Genomic DNA, 20,836 nt, shown 5'->3' on the forward strand with positions numbered 1-20,836 from the left:
TTACGGCTGGCAGGGCGGTCGTGGCCGGTCGGCCTCGTTGATGGCGAGGCTACCGTGCGGCGGCGCAAGGAGTGTGACGTACCGTCGGTCCCAGGGCCCGGAAAGTGCCGCCATTCACCCATGGGGACGCTTGTACGGGCGTAACCCGTCGCCCAGCGAGCGGGCGGGGACCCTCCCGGTTGTCATGGAGGGGAGAAGGCGAGCGAGGGGGAAGGCGGACGATGCGGAAGACCGGACAGCGGGCGCGGACGACGGTGGCCGTGCTCACGGCTGCCCTGGTGGGACTGACCGGCTGCGACGTCGTGGGCGGCGACCCGCCGGACGAGGCGGGCCTCGGCCGGCACCGCAAGGCGCCTCCGGCGGTGGTGTGGGACACGAGTCCCGCCTCGATCGCCGCCGTCGGCGACTCCATCACACGGGGTTTCAACACCTGCCTGGTGCTGTCGGACTGTCCCGAGGTGTCCTGGGCGACCGGCAGCAGCCCGGAGGTGAAGAGCCTCGCCACGCGGCTGCTGGGCCGCGCGCGGGTGGCCTCGCACAGCTGGAACTACGCCGAGAGCGGGACCATGATGAAGGACCTGCCGGCGCAGATGACGCGGGCGGCGGGGCGTGCACCGCAGTTGGTGACGGTGATGACGGGGGCGAACGACGCCTGCCGGTCCTCGACCTCGGCGATGACGCCGGTCGACGACTTCCGGGCCGAGTTCCGGGACGCGATGCGCACCCTGCGCAAGGCTCTGCCCAAGGCTCAGGTGTATGTGGCGAGCATCCCGGATCTGATGCGGCTGTGGTCGGAGGGCCGTACGAATCCGCTCGGCAAGCAGGTGTGGAAGCTGGGCATCTGCCCGTCGATGCTGGGCGACGCGGACGACCTGGACGCGGCGGCCAACGAGCGCCGGGCGACGGTGCAGCAGCGGGTCGAGGACTACAACGCGGTGCTGGCGGAGGTCTGCGGGGCGGACGAGCGCTGCCGCTACGACGGCGGCGCCGTGTACGAGTACCGGTTCGGGACCGCGCAGTTGAGCCACTGGGACTGGTTCCACCCGAGCACCGACGGACAGGCGCGGCTGGCGGAGATCGCCTACCGGAAGGTCACCGGCAACAAGCCTTAAAGTTCCGCTCATGAGCGAACACTTCGGGACACTTTCCGACGGGACGGCCGTACATCGCTGGACCCTGGAGCGCGCGGGCGTACGGGTACGGGTGCTGTCGTACGGCGGGATCGTGCAGTCGGTCGAGGTGCCGGACCGGGACGGGCGGACGGCGGACGTGGTGCTCGGGTTCGCCGGCCTGGACGGCTATCTGGAGCACCCCGGGCCGTACTTGGGCGCCCTGGTCGGGCGGTACGCCAACCGGATCGCGGGCGGCCGCTTCCCGCTCGACGGACTGACGTACGCCCTCGCGCAGAACGACGGGCCGAACTCGCTGCACGGCGGGGAGCGCGGCTTCGACAAGCGCGTGTGGGACGTGACGCCGGTCGAGCACGGCGTGCGCCTGGGCAGGGTCAGCCGGCACGGCGAGGAGGGCTTCCCGGGGCGGCTGGAGGTCTCGGCGGTCTACCGCCTCGACGACGCCGGCGCGCTGCGGATCGCGTACGAGGCCGTCACCGACGCGCCGACCGTGGTGAACCTGACGAACCACTCGTACTGGAACCTGAACGGTTCCGGCAACGCGGGCGGCCACGAGCTGCGGATCGCCGCCGGGCGCTACACACCGGTGGACGGCGACGCGATCCCGACGGGGATCGAACCGGTCGAGGGGACCCGGTTCGACTTCCGCACGGCACGCAAGACCGGTTCCGGGTACGACCACAACTTCGTCCTCGACAAGGGCGTGACCGGCACACCGGTCGAGGTCGCGGAGCTGTACGAACCGGCGTCGGGGCGGGTGCTGACGGTGGCGACCACCGAGCCGGGGATGCAGCTCTACACGGCCGAGCACCTGAGCGGGCCGTTCGCGCCCGGGGACGGAGTGGCGCTGGAGACGCAGCACTTCCCCGACTCGCCGAACCGTCCGGAGTTCCCGAGCACCGTGCTGCGGCCGGGCGAGGTGTTCCGCTCGGAGACGGTGTACGGCTTCTCGGCGCGCTGAGCCCGCCGGTCCCCCGAGCCCCGGCCCGGTTGTCAGGTCCCGGGCCGGGGCTGCTCTGCGGGACGAATCGCCCTGGATCAGACAGTAGTCCTCAGCGTGATCCTGCGGTCCGCGATCGAGCGGCCCGCCTGGATCTCGTACGAACCCTTCACATACGACCACGCCGCGGTGGCCTCGTCCCAGATCTCGAACGCCCGGCGCGGCAGTTCGACGACGGCCTCGGCGCTCTCCCCCGGCCCCGCCTCGACGCCCGCGAAGCCGGCCAGCCAGCGCGCCGGGCGCTCGGCACCCGCTCCGGCGGCCGGCTCGACCGGGGCGACGTAGAGCTGCACGACCTCACGGCCGGGCCGCTCGCCGGTGTTGCGCACGCGCACCCTCACCGTCGTGCCGTCGATCTCCAGCGACTCGTAGGCCCACTCGGTGTACCCGTGGCCGTGCCCGAAGGGGTACGTGGGGGTCCTGCCCGCCCTCTCCCAGGCGCGGTAGCCGATGAAGGGCCCTTCGGCGTAGGAGAGTTCGCCGTCGGTGGGGACGACCTCGGTCACCGGGGCGTCCGCCAGCGGGCCCCAGGTGGTGGGCAGCCGGCCGCCCGGCTCGTGCGCCCCCGTGAGCACGTCGGCCAGCGCGGCGCCGCCCTCCTGCCCGGGGAACCAGGTCAGCAGCACGGCCGCCACCTGGTCGCGCCAGGGCAGCTCCACCGGGGAGCCGGCGTTGACGACCACGACCGTGCGCGGGTTGGCGGCCGCGACGGCGCGCACCAGATCGTCCTGGCGGCCGGGCAGGCGCAGGTCGGTGCGGTCGAAGCCCTCGGACTCGACGCGTTCGGTGGTGGCGACCACGACGACGGCCGTGTCGGCGGCGCCCGCGGCGTGCGCGGCCTCGGCGATCAGCTCGTCCGGGTCGCGCAGCGGCTCCTGGTGGGCGAGGGCGAAGGTGACGGCCTTCAGGGGGATGCCGTCGGGCAGGTCGAGGACATGGGTGAGGGAGACCTCGACCGGCTCGCCCGCGGTGAGTTCGGCCCGGGCGCGCGGGACGGGAGCGCCGAAGAAGGCGCCGAAGGGGTCGCCTTCCTTGGCGGGGCGCTGGACGTCGTCGTAGTACGTGGTGCCGTCGACGGTGAGGGTGAAGGCGCCGACGCCCTTCAGGCCGAACCTGTGCGTGCCGGTGTCGCGGGGGGTGAAGGTGCCGGTCAGTTCGACGGAGCGCAGCCGCTCGGGGGTGACCCCCTCGGGCAGGTCGGTGCCCATCCAGTGGATCTGCCCGTCCGGGGCGAAGGCCGTGCCGACGACCTCGCCGTCCGCGTCGCGGCAGATCGCGCGCAGCGTGAAGCCCTTGGCGGCGACGGCCAGTTCGGTGTTGGGGTCGGCGCCCACGGCGTACCGCACCGTGCCCTCGGGGAGCGCGGCGGTGAGGCCGTCGAGCGGGGAGACCACATGGTCGGGGAAGACGGTGGCGGAGCCCCCGCCGAGCACCCGGGCGTCGCGGGCGGCGGCGCCGATCAGGGCCACCGTGCCGGGCCGCAGGGGCAGCGCGCCCTCGTTGCGGACCAGGACGAAGGAGCGGCGGGCGATCTCCCGGGCCAGGGCCGTGCCGTCGACGGGGGCCGGGAGGTCGCCGACCGCCGGGTCGGCGCCGTCCAGGACGCCGACCCTGGCGGCGAGGCGCAGCACGTTGCGCACGGCGTCGTCGACCCTCGCCTCGTCGGCCCTGCCCTCGCGCACGGCCCGTGCGAGGGCCTCGCCGTAGACGGTCCTCGGGCCGGGCATGGCGATGTCGAGTCCGCCTTCGACGGCGCCGGTGGTGGAGCGGGCGGCGGTCCAGTCGGAGACGTTGACGCCGTCGAAGCCCCACTCGCCGCGCAGGACCTCGTTCACCAGATGGTGGTGCTCGGTCATGGTGGTGCCGTTGACCGCGTTGTAGGCGGTCATGACGCCCCAGGGGCGGGCGTTCACGACGATGGCCTCGAAGGGCGCGAGGTAGAGCTCGCGCAGCGCGCGTGCGCCGACGACGTTGTCCACCGTGAAGCGGTCGGTCTCGGCGTCGTTGGCGACGAAGTGCTTGACGGTGGTGGCCACACCGCCCGACTGCACCCCCTGGACGTAGCCGCTGCCGATCCGCCCGGTGAGGTACGGGTCCTCGCTGTACGCCTCGAAGTGGCGGCCGCCGAGCGGGGAGCGGTGCAGGTTGACCGTGGGGGCGAGCAGGACGTGGACCCCCTTGCGGCGGGCCTCCTGGGCGAGCAGGACGCCGGCCCGGCGGGCCAGGGCGGGGTCCCAGGTGGCGGCGAGCGCGGTGGGCGAGGGCAGGGCGACGGACGGGTCCTCGGTGCTCCAGTGCACACCGCGCACCCCGATCGGGCCGTCGGACATGACGAGGGAGCCGAGGCCGATCGCGGGGAGGGCGGGCAGGGTCCAGGAGTCCTGGCCGGCCAGGAGGCGCGCCTTGGCATCGAGGTCCAGCTTTCCCAGGGCGGCCTCGACGGCTGCCTCACGGGCCTGGTCGGCCGGGGTGGTGCGCGGGGATCCCGCCATGGGGTGTCTCCTCGTCGAGGTCCGTGCGGTGGCTGATGTCCGTGCGGTGCCTCCATCGTGCATCGGCCACCTGGCGACCGGTAGGTTTCGTCATCTCTCCGTTACTTTCCACGGTGGTCCATGTCGTACCGTGACGCCATGAGCGCGCGGGTCAGGAGCGAGGAGCGGCGGGCCGAGATCGTGCGGGCCGCCCTGGAGGTGATCGCCGAGCGCGGCTACCGGGGCGCGAGCCTGGCCGCCGTGGCGGAGCGGGTGGGGCTGACCCAGCAGGGGCTGCTGCACCACTTCCCGACCAAGGACGCGCTGCTCGTCGCCGTGCTGGAGGAGCGCGACCAGTGGGACGCGGTGCCGGACGGGCGGTGGCGCCTGGAGCTGCTGACGTCGCTGGTCGAGTACAACGCGATGCGGCCCGGCATCGTGCAGACCTTCTCCGCGCTGCTCGGCGAGAGCGTCACGGAGGGACATCCGGCGCGGGCCTATTTCACGGAGCGGTACGCGCGGGTGCGGGAGAGCATGGCGGCCGTGCTGCGCGCCGAGTACGGCGGCCGGCTGCCGAACGGGCTCACGCCGGAGCGCACCGCGCCGCTGCTGGTGGCGGTGATGGACGGGCTCCAGTACCAGTGGCTGTTGGACCCGGAGTCGGTGGACATGCCCGCGGCGTTCCAGGACTTCCTGACGCTGCTGGGCGAGAACTGACACCCGTCGCGCCCCACACCATGGCGTGGACCACTTCCGTCACGGGATACTGCGGCCGTTCCCGCACCCCACTGCGACGGAAGGACCCGAACTCCCTTGAACTCCCTACGTGTTGGCATCGGTGCACTCGGAGTCGCCCTGCTGGCCTCCCTCGCGGCCCCCGCCACCGCCTCGGCCGGACCCGCGGTCACCGTCACCGTCGAGGAACAGCGGCTGGAGCGCGCCGCGCCGCAGGAGATCCTGCGGCGGTCCGGATTCGACGCGGTGGCCCCCGGGTTCGCCGAGGCGCTCAACCGGGCCCGCTCCTACGGGCAGGCCCACCGGATCGTCGTACGGGAAGGGTCGGCGCTGTGGCGGCGGGCGGTCGAACGGGCGCAGGGACGCGGGCCGGCCGTGGGTGATCTCAGCCGTGACGACGACCGGCCGCTGTACTGGGCGCGGCTCGGGATGACGCGGGAAGTACGCGGCTGGGTGCCGGCGTTCGGGCTCGACGAGCGGCAGCGCGGGGCGCTGCTGGACGTGCTGGAGCGGACCTCGCGCGGACAGAGCGACATCGCCTACCCCTCGCGCGGCAAGGGCCTGAAGCGGGTCCTGGTCACCGGGTTCGACCCGTTCACCCTGGACCGGGACGTGCGGATCTCCAATCCGTCCGGCGCCACCGCTCTCGCGCTCGACGGCACGGTGATCCGGACCGCGGACGGGCCGGCGCGGGTGGAGACCGCCGTGTTCCCGGTGCGCTGGCAGGACTTCGCCGAAGGAACGGTGGAGCGGACGCTGCGGCCGCATCTGCCGAAGGTCGATCTCTTCACCACGGTGAGTCAGGGCCGCGTCGGGCGGTTCGACGTCGAGCGGACCAACGGGGCCTGGCGGGGCGGGTTCGCGGACAACGAGAACATCGGCCGGACGGAGACCGTCCCCGTCACCGACCCGGCCTCGCAGCCGCAGTGGACGTCGACGACGCTGCCGTACGCGGCGATCGTGGCCGCCGGCACCGGGGGCTTCCCCGTGTACGACAACACCTCGGTCACCGAGATCCCGGCGGGCGGCACCCAGGCCGTCGTGCGGCCGGACGGGCCGACCCCCGGGTCGACGGCGCGCGCCGGGGGCGGCGGCGACTACCTCTCCAACGAGATCGCCTACCGCGCGACGCTGCTGCGGGACCGGCTGGGGCTGCACGACCGGCTGCCGGGCGGTCATGTGCACACGCCGGTGCTCCAGTTCGCCGCGGGCAACACCACGGAGGTCACCGACCCCGAGTTCGTCCGCAACCGGCTCGACATCATCGCGCAGGTACGGGCGATCGTGACCGTCGCGCTCGAGGCTAGTGCGACGGGGCGAACGCGAGGCTGACGCCCAGGCCTGCCAGGGCGGCACCGATCACCCTGTTGAGGACCTTCTGGCCGCGCAGCATCAGGGTGCGCATCCGGTCCTGGGAGAAGAAGACGGCGACGACGCCGAACCACAGCAGGTGGGCCAGCGACATGAACAGGCCGTAGCCCACCTGCTGGGGTATCGGCGTGCCGGGGCCGACGACCTGGGCGAAGGTCGAGACGACGAACAGGGTCGTCTTCGGGTTCAGGACGTTGGTGAGGAAGCCGGCGCGCAGGGCCGCGAACGGGGTGAGGCCACCGCCGTGCTCCAGGTCGACCTGGAGCTCGCCACGGGTGCGGAAGGTGCGGACGCCGATGTACACGAGGTAGGCCGCGCCGACCAGTTTGATGACCGTGAAGAGGAAGGTCGACGAGGCGATCAGCAGACCGACGCCGAGCATGGTGTAGGTGACGTGCACGAGGACCCCGGCGGCGACGCCGACCGCGCCGAGCAGGCCGGTGCGGCGGCCGTGCAGATAGCTGTTGCGGACGACCATCGCGAAGTCGGCGCCGGGGGCGATCACCGCGAGAACGGTGATGACGGCGACGGCGAGCACCTCGGTCACCGGGTGACCTCCCGGGCACCGTCCTTGCCGACGGCCCCCTCGGCGATCTCCTCGCCCCGCAGGTCGCGGGCGAGCAGGGTGGCACCCGCGACCGCGCCCGGCATCAGGAACACGGCGACGAAGGGGACGAGGAAGGCCAGGCCGAGGGGGGTGCCGAAGCCCCAGATCAGGGTCTTGCGCGAGCGCAGCAGGGCGAGCCGGTCACGGAGTTCGACGCCCCGTCGCTGGAGGGCGACGGAGGTGAGCTCCTGGGTGAGGAAGAAGCCGGTCACGAAGACCCCGATCACGGGGACGGCGGTCTGGCCGACCAGCGGGACGAAGCCGAGGGCGAAGAGCAGCACCCCCCAGACCGCGGCGCGGGCCAGGACGCGCAGGCTGTCGCGCGCCGAGATCCACAGCTCCCGGTACAGGGGCAGGTCGGAGACGGGCGCGGTGCCGTCCGGCGAGACGTCACGGTCGACCGACTCGGACAGGGCCTCGTAGAAGGGCTGGCCGACCAGCAGGGTGACGGCCGTGAAGGTGAGGACGGCCAGCAGCAGGGCGAGGGCGAACAGGACGGCCGTCAGGAAGCCGCGGAACAGCCCGAGCCAGGGGCTCGACCAGTCGTCGGCGAAGGGGGTCGACCAGCCGACGAAGTCCTCGCCCCACACCGCGAGCGCCACCAGGGCCGCCGCGTACAGGACGAGGGTGATCAGGCCGGGAAGCAGCCCGAAACCGTATTTCTTGCCGTGCCGGGCCACCCAGCGCTGGCCCTTCAGGAGATAGCTGAAACCCACCCCGAGATCGCGCATGGGGGAACCCTATCGGGGCCCTCCACGGGGGCGGTCACGCAGGTGTGACGGCCGGGACCGCCGTCCTGCCGCGCACCCGCCGTGCGCCATCCGGGGCAACGGCGGGCCGCGGCGACACCAAGACCCTCTTGTTGCGGTTGAGTCGAACAGGTACACCTCGCCGTACCGATCTCAGGAACCCCTCAGGAGGTACGCGTGCGCATCACGAGAACGACCTCTGCGAGAACCGTCCTGACCGCCGCTGTCGCCCTCGGTACGGCCGGCTCGCTCCTGCTGGCCGTCCCCGGCCCGGCAGGCGCGGACGACGACGCCGTCACCAGGGCCGACACGGAGGGTCCCGCCCTCGACTCCAGCCTCGCCAACTCCCCTGCGAACACCGCCCGTCGGGCGTTCGCCGAGCCCCTTCCCGATCTGTCGGACCCCTCCCGTGGCTACCCGCGCGAGCAGCGGCTGGCCCCGGACCCGGTGGACCCGGGCGACAAGTCGCTCAAGCTGGGCCTCACCCCGTACCACGCCCTCGCGCCGAAGCTGAACGCGCTGCAGCGCCTGGGCGACCGGGTGAGCGTGGAGGTCGCGGGCCGCTCGGCCGGTGGGCGGCGGCTCTATCTGGTCACCGTCACCGCACCGGAGACGGCCCGTCAGGCCCGTGAGCAGACCCGGATGCGGGAGCTCATCGAGAACGCGCCGGCGGTGGCCGCGAAGGACGCGCGCGTCAAGGCCTCGTACAAGACGCCCGTCTTCTTCAACAACAACATCCACGGCAACGAGTGGGAGGGCACCGACGCCTCCCTGAGGCTCGTCGAAAGGCTCGCGACGGCGGACGACGCGGCCACGAGGGACCTGCTCGCGCACAGCCGCCTGTACTTCAACATCACCGCCAACCCCGACGGCCGGGTCGCCGGAACCCGGGCCAACGCGAGCGGGTTCGACCTCAACCGGGACCTCGTCACCGCCTCCCAGCCCGAGGCGCGGGCGATGCGGCAGATCATGGTCGACAAGCAGCCGGCCGTCCTGCTCGACCTGCACGGCTACGTCAACGGCACCCTCATCGAGCCCACCACCCCACCGCACGGCGAGAACTACGAGTACGACCTCTTCCTGAAGCACACCTACGCCAACGCCCTCGGCATGGAGGCCGCCGTCAACGGCCTCGGCCACACGCCCGCCAAGGACGGCGTCGAGCCCGCCCAGATCCCCTTCCGGGACCAGGAGGAGGGCTGGGACGACTGGCCGCCCATCTTCACCCCGCAGTACGCGGCCTTCCACGGCGCGGTCGCCGCGCACACCGTCGAGATCCCGCTCCAGGTGAACAACAGCGCCTACGACACCCTGCCGCAGGGCGAGTTGCGCCGCCGGTCCGCGATCAACGTCGACGTCGCGGGCGCCGCACTCACCGCGACCCTGGACTACGTACGGGACAAGCGCCGCACGCTGGTCGCCGATCAGATCGAGGTCTTCCGGCGGGGCGCCGCGGGGGCCGCGCAGGTGCCGGTGTCCGAGGAGACCGTGCCCGGCGTGCCCGGCATCGGCCCCGAGGACGTCTACACCACCACCTTCCCGCGCGCCTACGTCATCGCGGCGGGCGACGCCCAGCGCTCCGCCACCGCCGCCGCGCGCCTGGTCGGCCATCTGCTGGACAACGACGTCCGCGTCGGCCGGGCGGACCACTCCTTCCGGCTCTCCGGCCGCTGGTACGCCAAGGGCTCGTACGTCGTCGACATGCGCCAGCCCAAGCGCGGTCTCGCCAACGTGCTGCTCGCCGACGGGCGGGACATCAGCGCCAAGGTGTCGGCGATGTACGACATCTCCGGCTGGAGCCTCGGCCGGCTGTGGGGCGCCTCGGTCGAGCCGGTGCGCGGGCTGCCCTCCGTGCCGTCGCGCCCGGTGCGCGAGGCGGCGCGCGTGGCGTACGTGGCCCCGCGCGGCGATCTGCGCCTGCGCCTCGACGACCCGCGCGAGGTCGCGGCCCTCAACTCCCTGCTCGCGCAGGGCGTACGGGTCCGGCAGGCGGCCGACGGCAGCGTGCTCGTGCCGGGTTCGGCCCGAGCGCAGGCGGCGGCCGCGGCGCGCGCCCACGACGTCGCCTTCACGGCGACCCGGCTGACCGGCGGCACCGGGCTGACCCGGGTGCGGGTGGCGGCAGCCGTCACCTCGGGGGAGCTGTTCGCGCTGCGCGAGATGGGCTTCGAGGTGACGCCGGTGTCGGCCGGGGTGCTCAACGCCGGGTTCGACTGGTCGGGGGTGGACGTGCTGTTCGTGTCCGCGGGGCTCGCGTACGACGACCTGAACCCGGCGGCGCGCCAGGCCCTCGGTCGTTTCCTCGACGGGCACGGTCTGGTCGGGCGCGGGGCGGTCGGGGCGGAGCTCAACGCCGGCGCCGGGCTGCTGCCGGTCAAGCCCGTCGAGGGCAACGGGGACGCCAACGGGGTGGTGCGGGTGGTGAACGCGGGAGGCCGGATCACCGCGGGAGCGCCGGAGCACTCCTTCGTCTACGCGCCGCTGTGGTTCACGGATCTCGGACGCGGGGTGCGTGTGGAACAGTCGTACGCGACGGGCAAGCCGCTCGTGTCGGGGCACTGGCGGGCGCTGCCGGACGGCAGCGGCGGGCCCGGAGCCGCGGCGGGACGGGCGTCGGTGATCAGTGGTCCGCACGCGGTGCTCTTCGGGACGGAACCACTCTTCCGTGATCACCCCAAGGGGGAATTCGCTCAGGTCGGACGGGCATTGTTCACCTTGGCGACCAGGTAGACCACGGCACACGCGAGCAGCGGACGGCCGAGGAGGCAAAAGGAGATCGGATGACGCAGGAGATCCACGGCACCGTCGCCGACGGCTACGAGGAGGTGCGCGCGGAGTTCGCCGCCTTCGTGGCCCGGGAGCGGGCGGACTACGAGGGACAGTTGTGCGCCTACGTGCACGGACGGCGGGTCGTCGACCTGTGGGCGGGCCCGGACGGCGCCTCGGCCGAGTCGCTGCACGGCGTCTTCTCGTCCACCAAGGGCGCCGCCCACCTCGTCGTCGCGCTGCTCGTCCAGGACGGCACGCTCGAACTGGACCGGAAGGTGACCTACTACTGGCCGGAGTTCGGCGCCGAAGGCAAGAGCGCGCTGACCCTGCGGGAGCTGCTCACGCACCGGGCGGGGCTGATCGGGCTCGACGCCGGGTTCACCGAGGAGGAGCTCGCGGACGACCGGATGATCGCCGAACGACTCGCGGACCAGCGGCCGTTCTGGCGTCCGGGGACGGCGTTCGGCTATCACGCGCTGGTGATGGGCGCCCTCGCCGGTGAGGTGGTGCGGCGGGCCACCGGCCGCACCCTCCAGGAGGTGTACGAGGAGCGGGTGCGGGCCCCCTACGGGCTGGACTTCTTCCTGGGGCTGCCCGCCGCCGAGGAGGTCCGCTTCCGGACCGTGCAGCCGATGCTGCCGACGTCCGAGCAGCAGGCCGTGCTGGACGCCCGGCCGACGGGGCCGCACACGCTCACCGCGATCGCCTACAACGCGCATGTGGGCGGGCCGGGCGAGCTGGTGGATCACGCCAACTCCCCGCTGGTGCGCGCCAAGGGCCCGGCGTCGGCGGGCGGAGTGGCGTCGGCGCGCGGCCTCGCCGGGATGTACGCGGCGGCGATCAGCGAGGTGGCCGGGCGGCCGCCGTTGCTCAAGCCGGACACGGTCGCCGAGGTCGGCCAGATCCACTCCGTCGGCCACGACCTGGTGGGCCGGACCCACAAGGCGTACGGGCTCGGCTTCCAGGCGACGGCCGAGAACTGGTACCCGTTCCTCGGCGCGGGCGCCTTCGGGCACAGCGGGGCGGGCGGTTCGCAGGCCTTCGCGGACCCCCGCAGCGGGCTGGCGTACGGGTACACGCGGCGGCGCTGCGCGTTCCCGGGCGGGGCGGCGCCGGAGAACGAGAGGTTCGTCCGGGCCGCGCACCGGGCGGCCGTCTGAACCCGGCGCAGGGACGAAGGCCGCACCCCACGTCCCGGGGTGCGGCCTTCGCCGTGCGCGACGGGTGCCGTCAGGCGAGCGTCACGGTGATGTTCCCGCGGGTCGCCTTGGAGTACGGGCAGACCTGGTGCGCCTTCTCGACCAGCGCCTTCGCGGTGCTCTCGTCGACGCCCGGGATGTGCGCCGAGATCTCGACGATGATCCCGAAGCCGTCGTCGTTCTTGCCGATGCCGACCTTCGCGGTGACGGTCGAACCGGAGATGTCGGCGTTCTCCTTGCGGGCGACGACGCCGAGGGCACCCTGGAAGCAGGCGCTGTAGCCGGCGGCGAACAGCTGCTCCGGGTTGGTGCCGGAGCCGCTGCCGCCCATCTCCTTCGGCGGGTTCACCACGACGTCGAGCCTGCCGTCGTCGGTGGCGACCCGGCCGTCGCGGCCGCCCTGGGCGGTGGCGACGGCGGTGTACAGGACGTCGGACTGCTGAATGGGCATGCGGTGGTCTTCCTCCTCGGTCCACCCGGGACTCGCGCCCACGATCCCGGGAGGATTTCGGAAAGAAGTTACCGCATACCGGAAAGTCAAGGAAGGCCGGGCGGGCGGCGGACCTCAGAGCTTGACGATCATCTTTCCGGTGTTGTCGCCGCGCAGCACACCGAAGAAGGCCTCCAGGTTGTTCTCGATGCCCTCGACGACGGTCTCGCGGTACTTGAGGGCGCCCGAGGCGATCCAGGGGCCGACCTCCTGGACGAACTGCGGCTGGAGGTCGTAGTGGTCGCCGACCAGGAACCCCTCGATGCGGCCGCGGGTCTGGATGAGGCGGGCGAGGTTGCGCGGGCCGGGGGCGGGCTCGGTGTTGTTGTAGACCGAGATCATGCCGCAGACCGCGATGCGGCCGCCCAGGTTCAGGGAGCCGACGGCCGCCTCCAGGTGGTCGCCTCCGACGTTGTCGAAGTAGACGTCGATGCCGTCGGGGGCGGCGGCGCGCAACTGCTCGCTCACCGGCCCGGACTTGTAGTTGAAGGCGGCGTCGAAGCCGTACTCCTCGACGAGCAGCTTCACCTTCTCGTCGGAGCCCGCGGAGCCGATGACGCGGGAGGCGCCCTTGAGCTTCGCGATCTGCCCGACCTGGCTGCCGACGGCACCGGCGGCGCCGGAGACGAACACGACGTCGCCCTCCTTGAAGGAGGCGGTGCGCAGCAGGCCCGCGTAGGCGGTGAGCCCGGTCATGCCGAGCACGCCCAGGTACGTGGACAGGGGCGCGGCCTGCGGGTCGACCTTGACGGCGTTCTTGGCGTCGAAGGCGGCGTACTCGCGCCAGCCGAAGAAGTGCAGGACGTGGTCGCCGACCGCGAAGCCCTCGGCGCGCGAGGCGACGACCTCGCCGACGGCGCCCCCCTGCATGGCCTTGCCCAGCTCGTAGGGGGCGGCGTAGGACTTGGCGGCGCTCATCCGGCCGCGCATGTAGGGGTCGACGGAGACGTACAGGTTCCGTACCAGGACCTGGCCCTCACCCGGCGTGGGCATCGGGGCCTCGACCAGGGCGAAGTCCTCGGGCTTGGGCCAGCCGACGGGACGGGCGGCCAGGTGCCACTCGCGGGAGACGTCGGGCAGGGCGGGGGTGGCGGTCATGGGGCGGGCACCTTTCCTCGGGCTTCGGACTCGTGCGGGGGCCGATACTGATACTTCAGTACCTGAAACAACGATGCGCTTGAACATTTCATGCTGTCAAGTAACGGGGTACCCTGGACGGCATGGCCACACCTCACCGCACCCGCCCCGACGCGCTGACCATGGAGGTCGTCGACCTGATCGGCTCGGTCGTGGCCCGGTACCACGAGGAGTACGAGGAGGCGGCCGCCGAGCACGCGCTGACCGGCGCCCAGGCGAAGCTGCTCAGCCTGCTCTCGCTGGAGCCGCTCCCCATGCGCAAGCTGGCCCACAAGCTCAAGTGCGAGCCGTCGAACGTCACCGGCATCGTCGACCGCCTCGCGTCGCGGGGCCTGGCCGAGCGCCGCCCGGATCCGGCCGACCGCCGGGTGAAGCTGGCGGCGGCGACGGACGAAGGCCACCGGGTGGCCCGCAGTCTGCGCGAGTCGCTGCGCTTCGCCCGCGAGCCGCTCGCGGGGCTGAGCGAGGAGGAACGGCGGACACTGCGGGACCTGCTGCAGCGCATGGTGGCGGTGGAGGGCTAGGTGTATCCACCCGCGGGGCTGTGGCATCACGCCTTCCGGGTGGCGGGGCGCGCGAACCGCCGGGGGGTTGCGGGGCGCGCGTGCGGCATCTCCTTAGCCTCGGCGCATGGCGACCCTGTGGGACCTCATGCGCGACTGCATCCCCGACGACCACGCACGCCAGGTCACGTCCCGCTACTACCTGGACGAGGTCATGACCGCGCCGGGCGCACCGGACCGGGTGGTCGACCTCGGGTGCGGGCGGGGCGCGTCCGTCGCCCTCTTTCGCCGACACGATCCGAAGGTGCGATGGATCGGGGTGGACATCCAGGACTCCCCGGAGTCGCGGCAGTACCGGCCGAACGGAGATCCGCTGGTCCACTTCGACGGTGTCCGCCTGCCGTTCCGCTCGGACACCGTCCCGCTGATCTACTCGCACCAGGTCTTCGAGCACGTCTCGCACCCGCGTGAGCTGCTCGCGGAGATCGGCCGGGTGCTGCGGCCGGGCGGGCTGTTCATCGGCAGCACGTCCCAGTTCGAGCCGTACCACTCCTTCAGCCTGTGGAACTACACGCCGTACGGCTTCCGGGTGCTGGTCGAGGAGGCCGGGCTGGCGCTCGAGGAGATCCGGCCGTCCCTGGACGGGGTGACGCTGATCATGCGGTCCTACGGGGACGGCGGCAAGCAGAAGTACGGGCGCTACTGGAGCGAGGAGTCCCCGCTGAACGTCGAGATCGACAGCTGGGCGCAGCAGACCGGGCGGCGGACGGCGCTGGTGAACCTGCGCAAGCTCATGTTCTGCGGTCAGTTCGTGTTCCGGGTCGCCAAACCGGAGCCCGCTGCCTGATCCCGTCAGCGGGACACCAGCAGATCCGTCCAGGTCCGGGCCACCCGGTGCAGCGAGAACTGCTCCCGCACCTGGGTGCGGGCCAGTTGCCCGGCCTCCCGCCAGCCTTCCTCGCCCAGCCCGGCCAGCGACTCCGCCATCGCCTGCGGATCCTGGTGGATCCACCGCCGGTCGTAGATCTCGTCGGCCCCCGGCCACGGCAGCAGCGCGGGCACCGCGGCGGAAGCCATGCCCTCGGCCGGGGCGAGATGGAAGCTCTCGTCGTCGCTGGTGGACAGCACGTTCCCGATCCGGCGGAGCCAGCCGGCCACGTCCGCGCCGAAGTCGTCGAAGACCACCGCACCGTCGAGCAGCGGCGAGGTCTGCATACGGCGCAGTACGGCGTCGTAGTGCGCGCGCTCCTCGGGCTTGTTCCAGATCCACCAGTACTCCCAGGGCGGCTTGGACTTGACGGAGAGGTGCCAGCGACGGTCCCGGGCGCGCAGCGCCTCCAGCACGTCCAGGCCCAGGTCCATGCGTTTGCGGCTGGGCGCGATGCCGATCATGCCGAGCCGGAAGCGGGCGCCGGACGCCTTGGGGCGGTCGAGCTGGTCGGTGTCGACCCAGTTCGGGACGACGGTCACCTTGGACTCCGGCCAGCCGGTCTCCTCCAGGGTGCGGCGGGCGTAGTACGAGCTGACGCAGATGACCTGGTCGACGGCGTCGATGTCGACCTGCGCGGGCCAGTCGGCGTCCAGTTCGAAGCGGTGCAGCCGGACGATCAGCCGGCTGTCCTGCCGCTTGTGGCGGCTGTACCAGACCGCGGCCGGGCCGCACCACTCGACGACCACGACGTCGGCCCATCCGGCGAGGTCCCGGCTCGCCGCCGGATCGTGCCGGGCCAGCGCGGGCCAGGCGTCGACGCGCACGTCGAGACCGGGCACGGTGCGGAAGTGGTCGAGGAGCCGGGAGAGGAACTTCAGGTCGTGGCCGGCGACGCCGACCCGCAGCGGTCGCGGCCGGGCGGTCACGGCGGCGGGCGCCTCGGGGAAGGCCTGGTCCAGCTGGGCGCGCCAGCGCGCGGCGGCGGCCCGGAGCGTGTAGCGGGAGGCGGCCTGACGGCAGCGCTCGGCGGCGGTCCGCCGGGCCTGCGGCTCCCGCACCGCACGCGCGACGGTCTCGACGGCGTCGTCGAGTCCGGCGTGCCCGGTGACGAACAGGGGGTAGTCGCCGCCGAGCAGCGCTTCGTGGGCGGGGGTGCGGTTGAGGACGACCGGCAGCCCGAGGGCGCCGAACTCCAGCACCTTGGTGGACAGTTCGAGGCTCGCGTCCAGGGCGGGCTCGCGCCAGCCGATGCCGAGGTCGCACTCGGCGGCGATGCGCATGGCCTCCTCGCGCGGCTGCCCGCCGTGGTGCTCGACCCCCGGCGTGCCGGCCAGCGCCCGCGCCATGGCTTCCTGGAACTCCGGGTGCGAGGGGTCTTCGTGGATCTTGTCGCCGACGGTGTGCAGCTCGGCCCGCACCCCCTCCTCGGCGAGCAGCGCCGGCAGCCGGGTCATCGGCAGGGTGTTCCACAGCGGGGCGAACTTGCCGGTGTAGACGAGCCGGAAGGGGTCGTGCGGATGCTCGCGCTCCGGCAGCGGGAAGCCCGGCTCGGGCACGGCGGGCGGGCTGAGCACGCACTTGCCGCAGGCCTCGGGCACGGAGGTCTCCAGCAGGCAGCGCAGCTCCTCGGTCTGGCACAGCAGACGCTGGGAGGCCTCGGCGATCCGGGTGAGTTCCGCGCGCGCCCCCTCGGTCATCTCGGCGGCCGACTGCGGGATGTCGGTGAGGTAGGCCCAGATCCGCCCCTCGAAGAGGCCGTCGGTGACCATCCGCCCCACCAGCCGCCGGCCGCGCAGCACCAGCAGGTCGCAGGGCTCGTCCTGGTCGAGCAGGGTCAGCGCCTGGGAGGCCTGCACCGGCGACAGCGGCCGGTCGGACAGCCCGGACAGCAGCCGCTGCTCGTGCGGGCTGACCACGGTGACCCCGGGCAGCCCGGCCAGCGGGTCGATCAGCCGGCCGGTGAGCACGGGGGCCTTGAGGACCAGCCGGGTCCGGCAGCCGGCCCGCGACAGTGCCTGCACCGTCGACTGGGCCCAGACGGCCGAGCCGTCGATGAGATTGAGGTCAACGTCGCCGTAGACGAGCGCGTTCAGTGTCCGGCTCATGTCGGCTCCTTCCCGCACCAGGCGAACAGGCGGTGTCCCTGGCGCGCCCAGGTCTCGGGCGGCGCGCCGGAGGTCAGCAGCGACCGGCGCACCAGGAGGGGGCGCAGTTCGGGGACGAAGAGGTAGTCGTCGGCGGCGGGCGTGGAGCCCACCGCGTCGGCGCCGGAGTACTCCTGCGCGCACATCAGGTCGAGCAGCAGGGTGTCCGGGCGCTCCTCGGTGAGGTCCGTCCAGTCGACGACCCAGGGCGCGAGGGGCTCGCCGGTGCGCACCGTGACGCCGGCGGCGGCGAGTTCGTCGAGCCCGGTGGGATCGGGCACGACGACCTCGGCGGGCCGGTGACGCTGGCTCAGCACCTGCTCGGTGAGACGGGCGACGCCGGCCCGGTCCCGTGGGTCGGCCAGCACGCAGATCCGGCGCCGGTCCAGCGGGTCGGGGGCGCCGATCCGGCGGGCCAGCTGCGACAGCCGTACCCGGGAGCTCTCCGCCCGGAACACCTCGCGCAGTCGCTGCCGGCCGGCGACGGCAGGGTCGAGGGCCGTCAGCCGCACTCCGGCGTCGGCGTCGAGGACCGCGTCCCAGGCGAGCCGGGTGAGGCCGGGGGCGGCGGAGGCCGGGCCGTCCCGCCACAGCAGGCAGCGGCGGCCCACCGCGCGGGTCTCGGTGAGCAGTTCGGCCAGTTTCCGGTCCAGGTCGGGGGCGAGTCCGGTGCCGGTGAGCGACCAGGGGCCGTCGCCGGTGCAGGCGCTGAGCTGGACGACCAGGGCGTCCGGGTCGGTGCGCTGCACGACCAGCCGGCCGTCGTGCGGCAGCGCGCGGTTGACCACCGCGTCCGCCGCGAGGTCCGCGGCGGTCTCATCGGTCAGCACCCCGACGAGCACCATCCGGTCGCGGGGCGTCGAGGTGAACGCCCGGTGGGCGAGGTGCATCCGCCCGTCGGGCACCGCGACCTGGGGCACGGGACCGGACGGCGCCGGACGCGCCGTCGCGCGGCTCGCCGCGCCCGTGACCACGGTGCCCGGTTTCAGGCGCCCCCGCCATCGCCCGTACAGCTCCCGCAGCCCCGCCTCGGTGGCGGCGCGCGAGGAGGCGGACAGGGCACGGGGCTTCACCCGTCCCCGCCACAGTCCGTACAGCTCGCGGGGCAGTCGGGGCGCCTCCTGCCGGGGGGAGCGGGCGGCCGACACCAGGGCCCGGCCGACCCGCAGGGAGGTCGAGCCCTCCAGCATGGCCACCCGCGCCTCCAGCAGGCCGACGCGGTCGCGTGCGCGGTGCAGGGCGGCCGCCAGCTGGTCCTTGTCCCGCGCGGCGGCGGCCAGGCGCTCGGCGAGGCCCTCCTCGTGGACGGGGCCGCGGGCGCGTTCCGCCTCCTCGGCGTCGCGTTCGAGGTCCAGCACCCGGGCCCGCAGCGAGCGGGACACCAGATCGGCGAGGACGTACTCGTCGGCGATCCGCAGGGCGGTGGCGAAGCCCTCCGCCGGGACGGCCCTGCCGAACCAGTCGTGCGGCGGCCGGAGTTCGTCGGTGCGCACGATCACCGCGGCCGCGTGCAGGTGCACGTAGTCGAGGGGGGCGGCGCGCAGCACCTGGCAGTGGTGGGCGACCAGGGCGTCGAGCAGCCGGTGGTAGGGGAGTTCGGGGCCGCGGTGCCCGAAGAGGATCAGGCCGCGGCCGCCGGGGCGCATGCGGCGCAGCACGGCGAGACAGTCGGTCTCGGTGCCGTGCAGCGCCGGGTCGGGGCCGAACGAGACGATCACCAGCTCGTTCTCGCCGATGTCGCGTTCGCCGTGGTGCATGGCGACGTCGTCGGGCAGATGGAGGTAGGGCTCCAGGTCGAGCCCGCCGTCGGTGGCGTCCACGACGGTGGTGACGCCGTCCAGGTGAGGGTGGAGCAGATCGGTCAGGCGCATCAGCGGGTCCTCGTGAAGACGTGGAAGCCGACCTCGTTCTCGCGGAAGCCGTACGGGGTGAACAGGGTGTGCCGCAGGCCGAGGGGTTCGAGCAGCGCGGTGTACTCGTCGGCCGGGCGGTGCAGGATGTAGTCGCCGCGCGGCCGGCGGGAGGTGATGTCCTCGTCGGTCAGGATCAGCCGTCCGGTGATCCGCACCAGCGAGGCCAGGTTGCCCAGCCCGGCCGCCCACTCCGCGTCGTCGAGGACGTGGAAGAGGACGTCGAGGCAGAGCACGACGTCGTACTGCCAGGGGCTGCGCCACTCGTCCAGGGCGGCGACGGCGTAGCGCGGGCCGCCGCCCTCGGCCTGGGCGTGCGCGACGGCCTCCTCGCTCGTGTCGAAGGCGTCGACGCGGTGCCCGCAGCGGGCCAGGGCGCGGGCGAAGTGCCCCTTGCCGCAGCCCGCGTCGAGCACGAACAGGGGGGCCGACTCGTCGGCCAGGTCGCCGATCAGCGGCAGCAGGGCGCCGAGCCGCTGGGCGTAGAAGATCTCGTTGCCCGCGCGGTCCAGGCCGATGTGACCGCCCGAGGCGAGGTCGTCGTGCTCGCGGTGGCGGGTGTCCCAGTAGAGGCGGGTGGACTCAGACATGGTGGTCCAGCCGGCGGACGACTTCGGTGGCGATCCGGGCTCCGGCGCGGCCGTCCCACAGGGGAGGTCCCTCGTCGGGCGCCGGCCGGCCGCCGTCCAGCACCTTGCGCAGCGCGGGGACGAGTTCGGCGTGGCCGACGAGCCGGTTGGTGCCGTGGGTGACGGTGACCGGCCGCTCGGTCGTGGTGCGCAGGGTCAGGCAGGGCACCCCGAGCACGGTGGTCTCCTCCTGGACGCCGCCGGAGTCGGTGATCACCGCCGCCGCGCCGCGCACCAGGCTCATGAACTCGACGTATCCCAGCGGGTCGAGGACGTGGACGCCGGGTGCGCCGTCGAGGCCGGCCTCGCCGAGCGCCGCCCGGCCGCGCGGGTGCAGGGGGACGGCCAGGTCGAGGAGGCGGGCCGCCTCGGTCAGCACCCGGGCGGCCGCCTTCGCCGCATCGGGGTCGTCGACGTTGGCGGGTCGGTGCAGGGTGACCACGGCGTAGCGCTCGGGCAGCCCGTGGGCGGCGCGGGCGGCGGCCGGGTCGAAGTGGTCCACGTGGGTGAGCAGGGTGTCGATCATGGGGTTGCCGACCAGATGTACCCGGGCGGGGTCGACGCCCTCGCGGGCGAGGTGGCCGATCGCCTCGGGGCTGGTGGCGAAGAGCAGATCGGCCAGCTGGTCGACCAGGCGCCGGTTCACCTCCTCCGGCATCGTCATGTCGAAGCTGCGCAGTCCCGCCTCCACATGGGCGAGGGGCATCCCCAGCTTGGCGGCGACCAGGGCGGCCGCCAGCGTGGAGTTGACGTCCCCGTAGACCATGACGAGGGCCGGGTCGCGGGCGGTCAGCTCGGCCTCCAGGGCGACGAGCAGGTCGGCGGTCTGCCGGGCGTGGCTGCCGGAGCCGACACCGAGATCGGTGTCCGGTCGGGGCAGGCCGAGCTGCCGGAAGAAGATGTCCGACATCCGTTCGTCGTAGTGCTGGCCGGTGTGCACGAGCACCTGGTCGCAGCCCGCGGTGCGCAGTGCGGCGACGACCGGGGCGGCCTTGACGAAGTTCGGTCGGGTGCCGACGACGTGAAGTATGCGGCCGTTCATGTCGTACTTTCTCCGCTCT

17 protein-coding genes are annotated in these 20,836 nt (G+C 73.1%); 8 read left to right on the forward strand and 9 right to left on the reverse strand.

Annotated elements, in window-relative coordinates:
* The first annotated feature begins 221 nt into the window (after window positions 1-221).
* Together ACZ7LV_RS09155 and ACZ7LV_RS09160 are read left to right on the forward strand one after the other, a co-directional pair.
* The gene (locus ACZ7LV_RS09155; RefSeq protein ID WP_471937314.1) at window positions 222-1,112 is read left to right on the forward strand and encodes an SGNH/GDSL hydrolase family protein; all 891 of its coding nucleotides are present in this window, start codon (window positions 222-224) and stop codon (window positions 1,110-1,112) included.
* Between the two features lie 10 nt (window positions 1,113-1,122).
* On the forward strand, window positions 1,123-2,091 hold the full coding sequence (locus ACZ7LV_RS09160) for an aldose epimerase family protein (RefSeq protein ID WP_471937316.1): 969 nt from the start codon (window positions 1,123-1,125) through the stop codon (window positions 2,089-2,091).
* Window positions 2,092-2,168: 77 nt separating this feature from the next.
* Here the strand turns inward: ACZ7LV_RS09160 and ACZ7LV_RS09165 are convergent, their stop codons facing one another.
* Window positions 2,169-4,622 carry a glycoside hydrolase family 3 protein gene (locus ACZ7LV_RS09165; RefSeq protein ID WP_471937318.1) on the reverse strand — a complete coding sequence of 818 codons (2,454 nt, stop codon included), beginning with the start codon at window positions 4,620-4,622 and terminating at the stop codon, window positions 2,169-2,171.
* 120 nt (window positions 4,623-4,742) lie between these two features.
* On the opposite strand from ACZ7LV_RS09165, the gene ACZ7LV_RS09170 reads away from it, so the two are divergent.
* Together ACZ7LV_RS09170 and ACZ7LV_RS09175 are read left to right on the forward strand one after the other, a co-directional pair.
* Entirely contained in the window at window positions 4,743-5,318 is a 576-nt protein-coding gene (locus ACZ7LV_RS09170; RefSeq protein WP_471937320.1) for a TetR/AcrR family transcriptional regulator, read from the forward strand.
* Window positions 5,319-5,414: 96 nt separating this feature from the next.
* Window positions 5,415-6,668 carry a pyroglutamyl-peptidase I gene (locus ACZ7LV_RS09175; RefSeq protein ID WP_471937322.1) on the forward strand — a complete coding sequence of 418 codons (1,254 nt, stop codon included), beginning with the start codon at window positions 5,415-5,417 and terminating at the stop codon, window positions 6,666-6,668.
* On the opposite strand, the gene ACZ7LV_RS09180 is transcribed toward ACZ7LV_RS09175, so the two are convergent.
* Together ACZ7LV_RS09180 and ACZ7LV_RS09185 are read right to left on the reverse strand one after the other, a co-directional pair.
* Complete coding sequence (locus ACZ7LV_RS09180; RefSeq protein ID WP_471937324.1) at window positions 6,640-7,254, reverse strand: LysE family transporter; 615 nt, start codon at window positions 7,252-7,254, stop codon at window positions 6,640-6,642. The two genes, ACZ7LV_RS09175 and ACZ7LV_RS09180, sit on opposite strands and share 29 nt — an antisense overlap.
* Window positions 7,251-8,045 (reverse strand): EI24 domain-containing protein, encoded by a 795-nt coding sequence (locus ACZ7LV_RS09185; RefSeq protein ID WP_471937326.1) that lies wholly within the window; start codon window positions 8,043-8,045, stop codon window positions 7,251-7,253. The genes ACZ7LV_RS09180 and ACZ7LV_RS09185 overlap by 4 nt, the downstream gene beginning before the upstream one ends.
* A gap of 195 nt (window positions 8,046-8,240) precedes the next feature.
* Between ACZ7LV_RS09185 and ACZ7LV_RS09190 the strand changes: the two genes are divergently transcribed.
* Window positions 8,241-10,793, forward strand: coding sequence for a M14 family zinc carboxypeptidase (locus ACZ7LV_RS09190; protein ID WP_471937328.1), 2,553 nt, complete (start codon window positions 8,241-8,243; stop codon window positions 10,791-10,793).
* A gap of 50 nt (window positions 10,794-10,843) precedes the next feature.
* Window positions 10,844-11,992, forward strand: coding sequence for a serine hydrolase domain-containing protein (locus ACZ7LV_RS09195; RefSeq protein WP_471937330.1), 1,149 nt, complete (start codon window positions 10,844-10,846; stop codon window positions 11,990-11,992).
* Window positions 11,993-12,062: 70 nt separating this feature from the next.
* Here the strand turns inward: ACZ7LV_RS09195 and ACZ7LV_RS09200 are convergent, their stop codons facing one another.
* Together ACZ7LV_RS09200 and ACZ7LV_RS09205 are read right to left on the reverse strand one after the other, a co-directional pair.
* Window positions 12,063-12,482, reverse strand: a complete 420-nt coding sequence (locus tag ACZ7LV_RS09200; protein ID WP_471937332.1) for an organic hydroperoxide resistance protein — start codon at window positions 12,480-12,482, stop codon at window positions 12,063-12,065.
* Window positions 12,483-12,596: 114 nt separating this feature from the next.
* Window positions 12,597-13,619 (reverse strand): NADP-dependent oxidoreductase, encoded by a 1,023-nt coding sequence (locus tag ACZ7LV_RS09205; protein WP_471937335.1) that lies wholly within the window; start codon window positions 13,617-13,619, stop codon window positions 12,597-12,599.
* Between the two features lie 122 nt (window positions 13,620-13,741).
* Here ACZ7LV_RS09205 and ACZ7LV_RS09210 point away from each other — a divergent pair, with 122 nt between their 5' ends.
* Together ACZ7LV_RS09210 and ACZ7LV_RS09215 are read left to right on the forward strand one after the other, a co-directional pair.
* A complete protein-coding gene (locus ACZ7LV_RS09210) occupies window positions 13,742-14,182 on the forward strand; it encodes a MarR family winged helix-turn-helix transcriptional regulator (RefSeq protein ID WP_401676826.1) in 441 nt (146 codons plus the stop codon).
* Between the two features lie 106 nt (window positions 14,183-14,288).
* Window positions 14,289-15,008 (forward strand): class I SAM-dependent methyltransferase, encoded by a 720-nt coding sequence (locus ACZ7LV_RS09215; protein ID WP_471937337.1) that lies wholly within the window; start codon window positions 14,289-14,291, stop codon window positions 15,006-15,008.
* A 5-nt stretch (window positions 15,009-15,013) separates the two neighbouring features.
* On the opposite strand, the gene ACZ7LV_RS09220 is transcribed toward ACZ7LV_RS09215, so the two are convergent.
* Genes ACZ7LV_RS09220 through wecB form a run of 4 tightly spaced genes read right to left on the reverse strand, consistent with a single transcriptional unit; the run spans window position 15,014 to window position 20,817 of the window.
* Complete coding sequence (locus ACZ7LV_RS09220; protein ID WP_471937339.1) at window positions 15,014-17,197, reverse strand: glycosyltransferase; 2,184 nt, start codon at window positions 17,195-17,197, stop codon at window positions 15,014-15,016.
* Entirely contained in the window at window positions 17,194-19,107 is a 1,914-nt protein-coding gene (locus ACZ7LV_RS09225; RefSeq protein WP_471937341.1) for a hypothetical protein, read from the reverse strand. Before ACZ7LV_RS09225 ends, ACZ7LV_RS09220 begins: the two co-directional genes overlap by 4 nt.
* Window positions 19,107-19,736 carry a class I SAM-dependent methyltransferase gene (locus ACZ7LV_RS09230; RefSeq protein ID WP_471937343.1) on the reverse strand — a complete coding sequence of 210 codons (630 nt, stop codon included), beginning with the start codon at window positions 19,734-19,736 and terminating at the stop codon, window positions 19,107-19,109. Before ACZ7LV_RS09230 ends, ACZ7LV_RS09225 begins: the two co-directional genes overlap by 1 nt.
* Window positions 19,729-20,817, reverse strand: a complete 1,089-nt coding sequence (gene wecB, locus ACZ7LV_RS09235; RefSeq protein ID WP_471937345.1) for a non-hydrolyzing UDP-N-acetylglucosamine 2-epimerase — start codon at window positions 20,815-20,817, stop codon at window positions 19,729-19,731. Before wecB ends, ACZ7LV_RS09230 begins: the two co-directional genes overlap by 8 nt.
* Window positions 20,818-20,836: the final 19 nt, after the last annotated feature.

The organism is Streptomyces sp. NPDC107562, assembly GCF_055657325.1.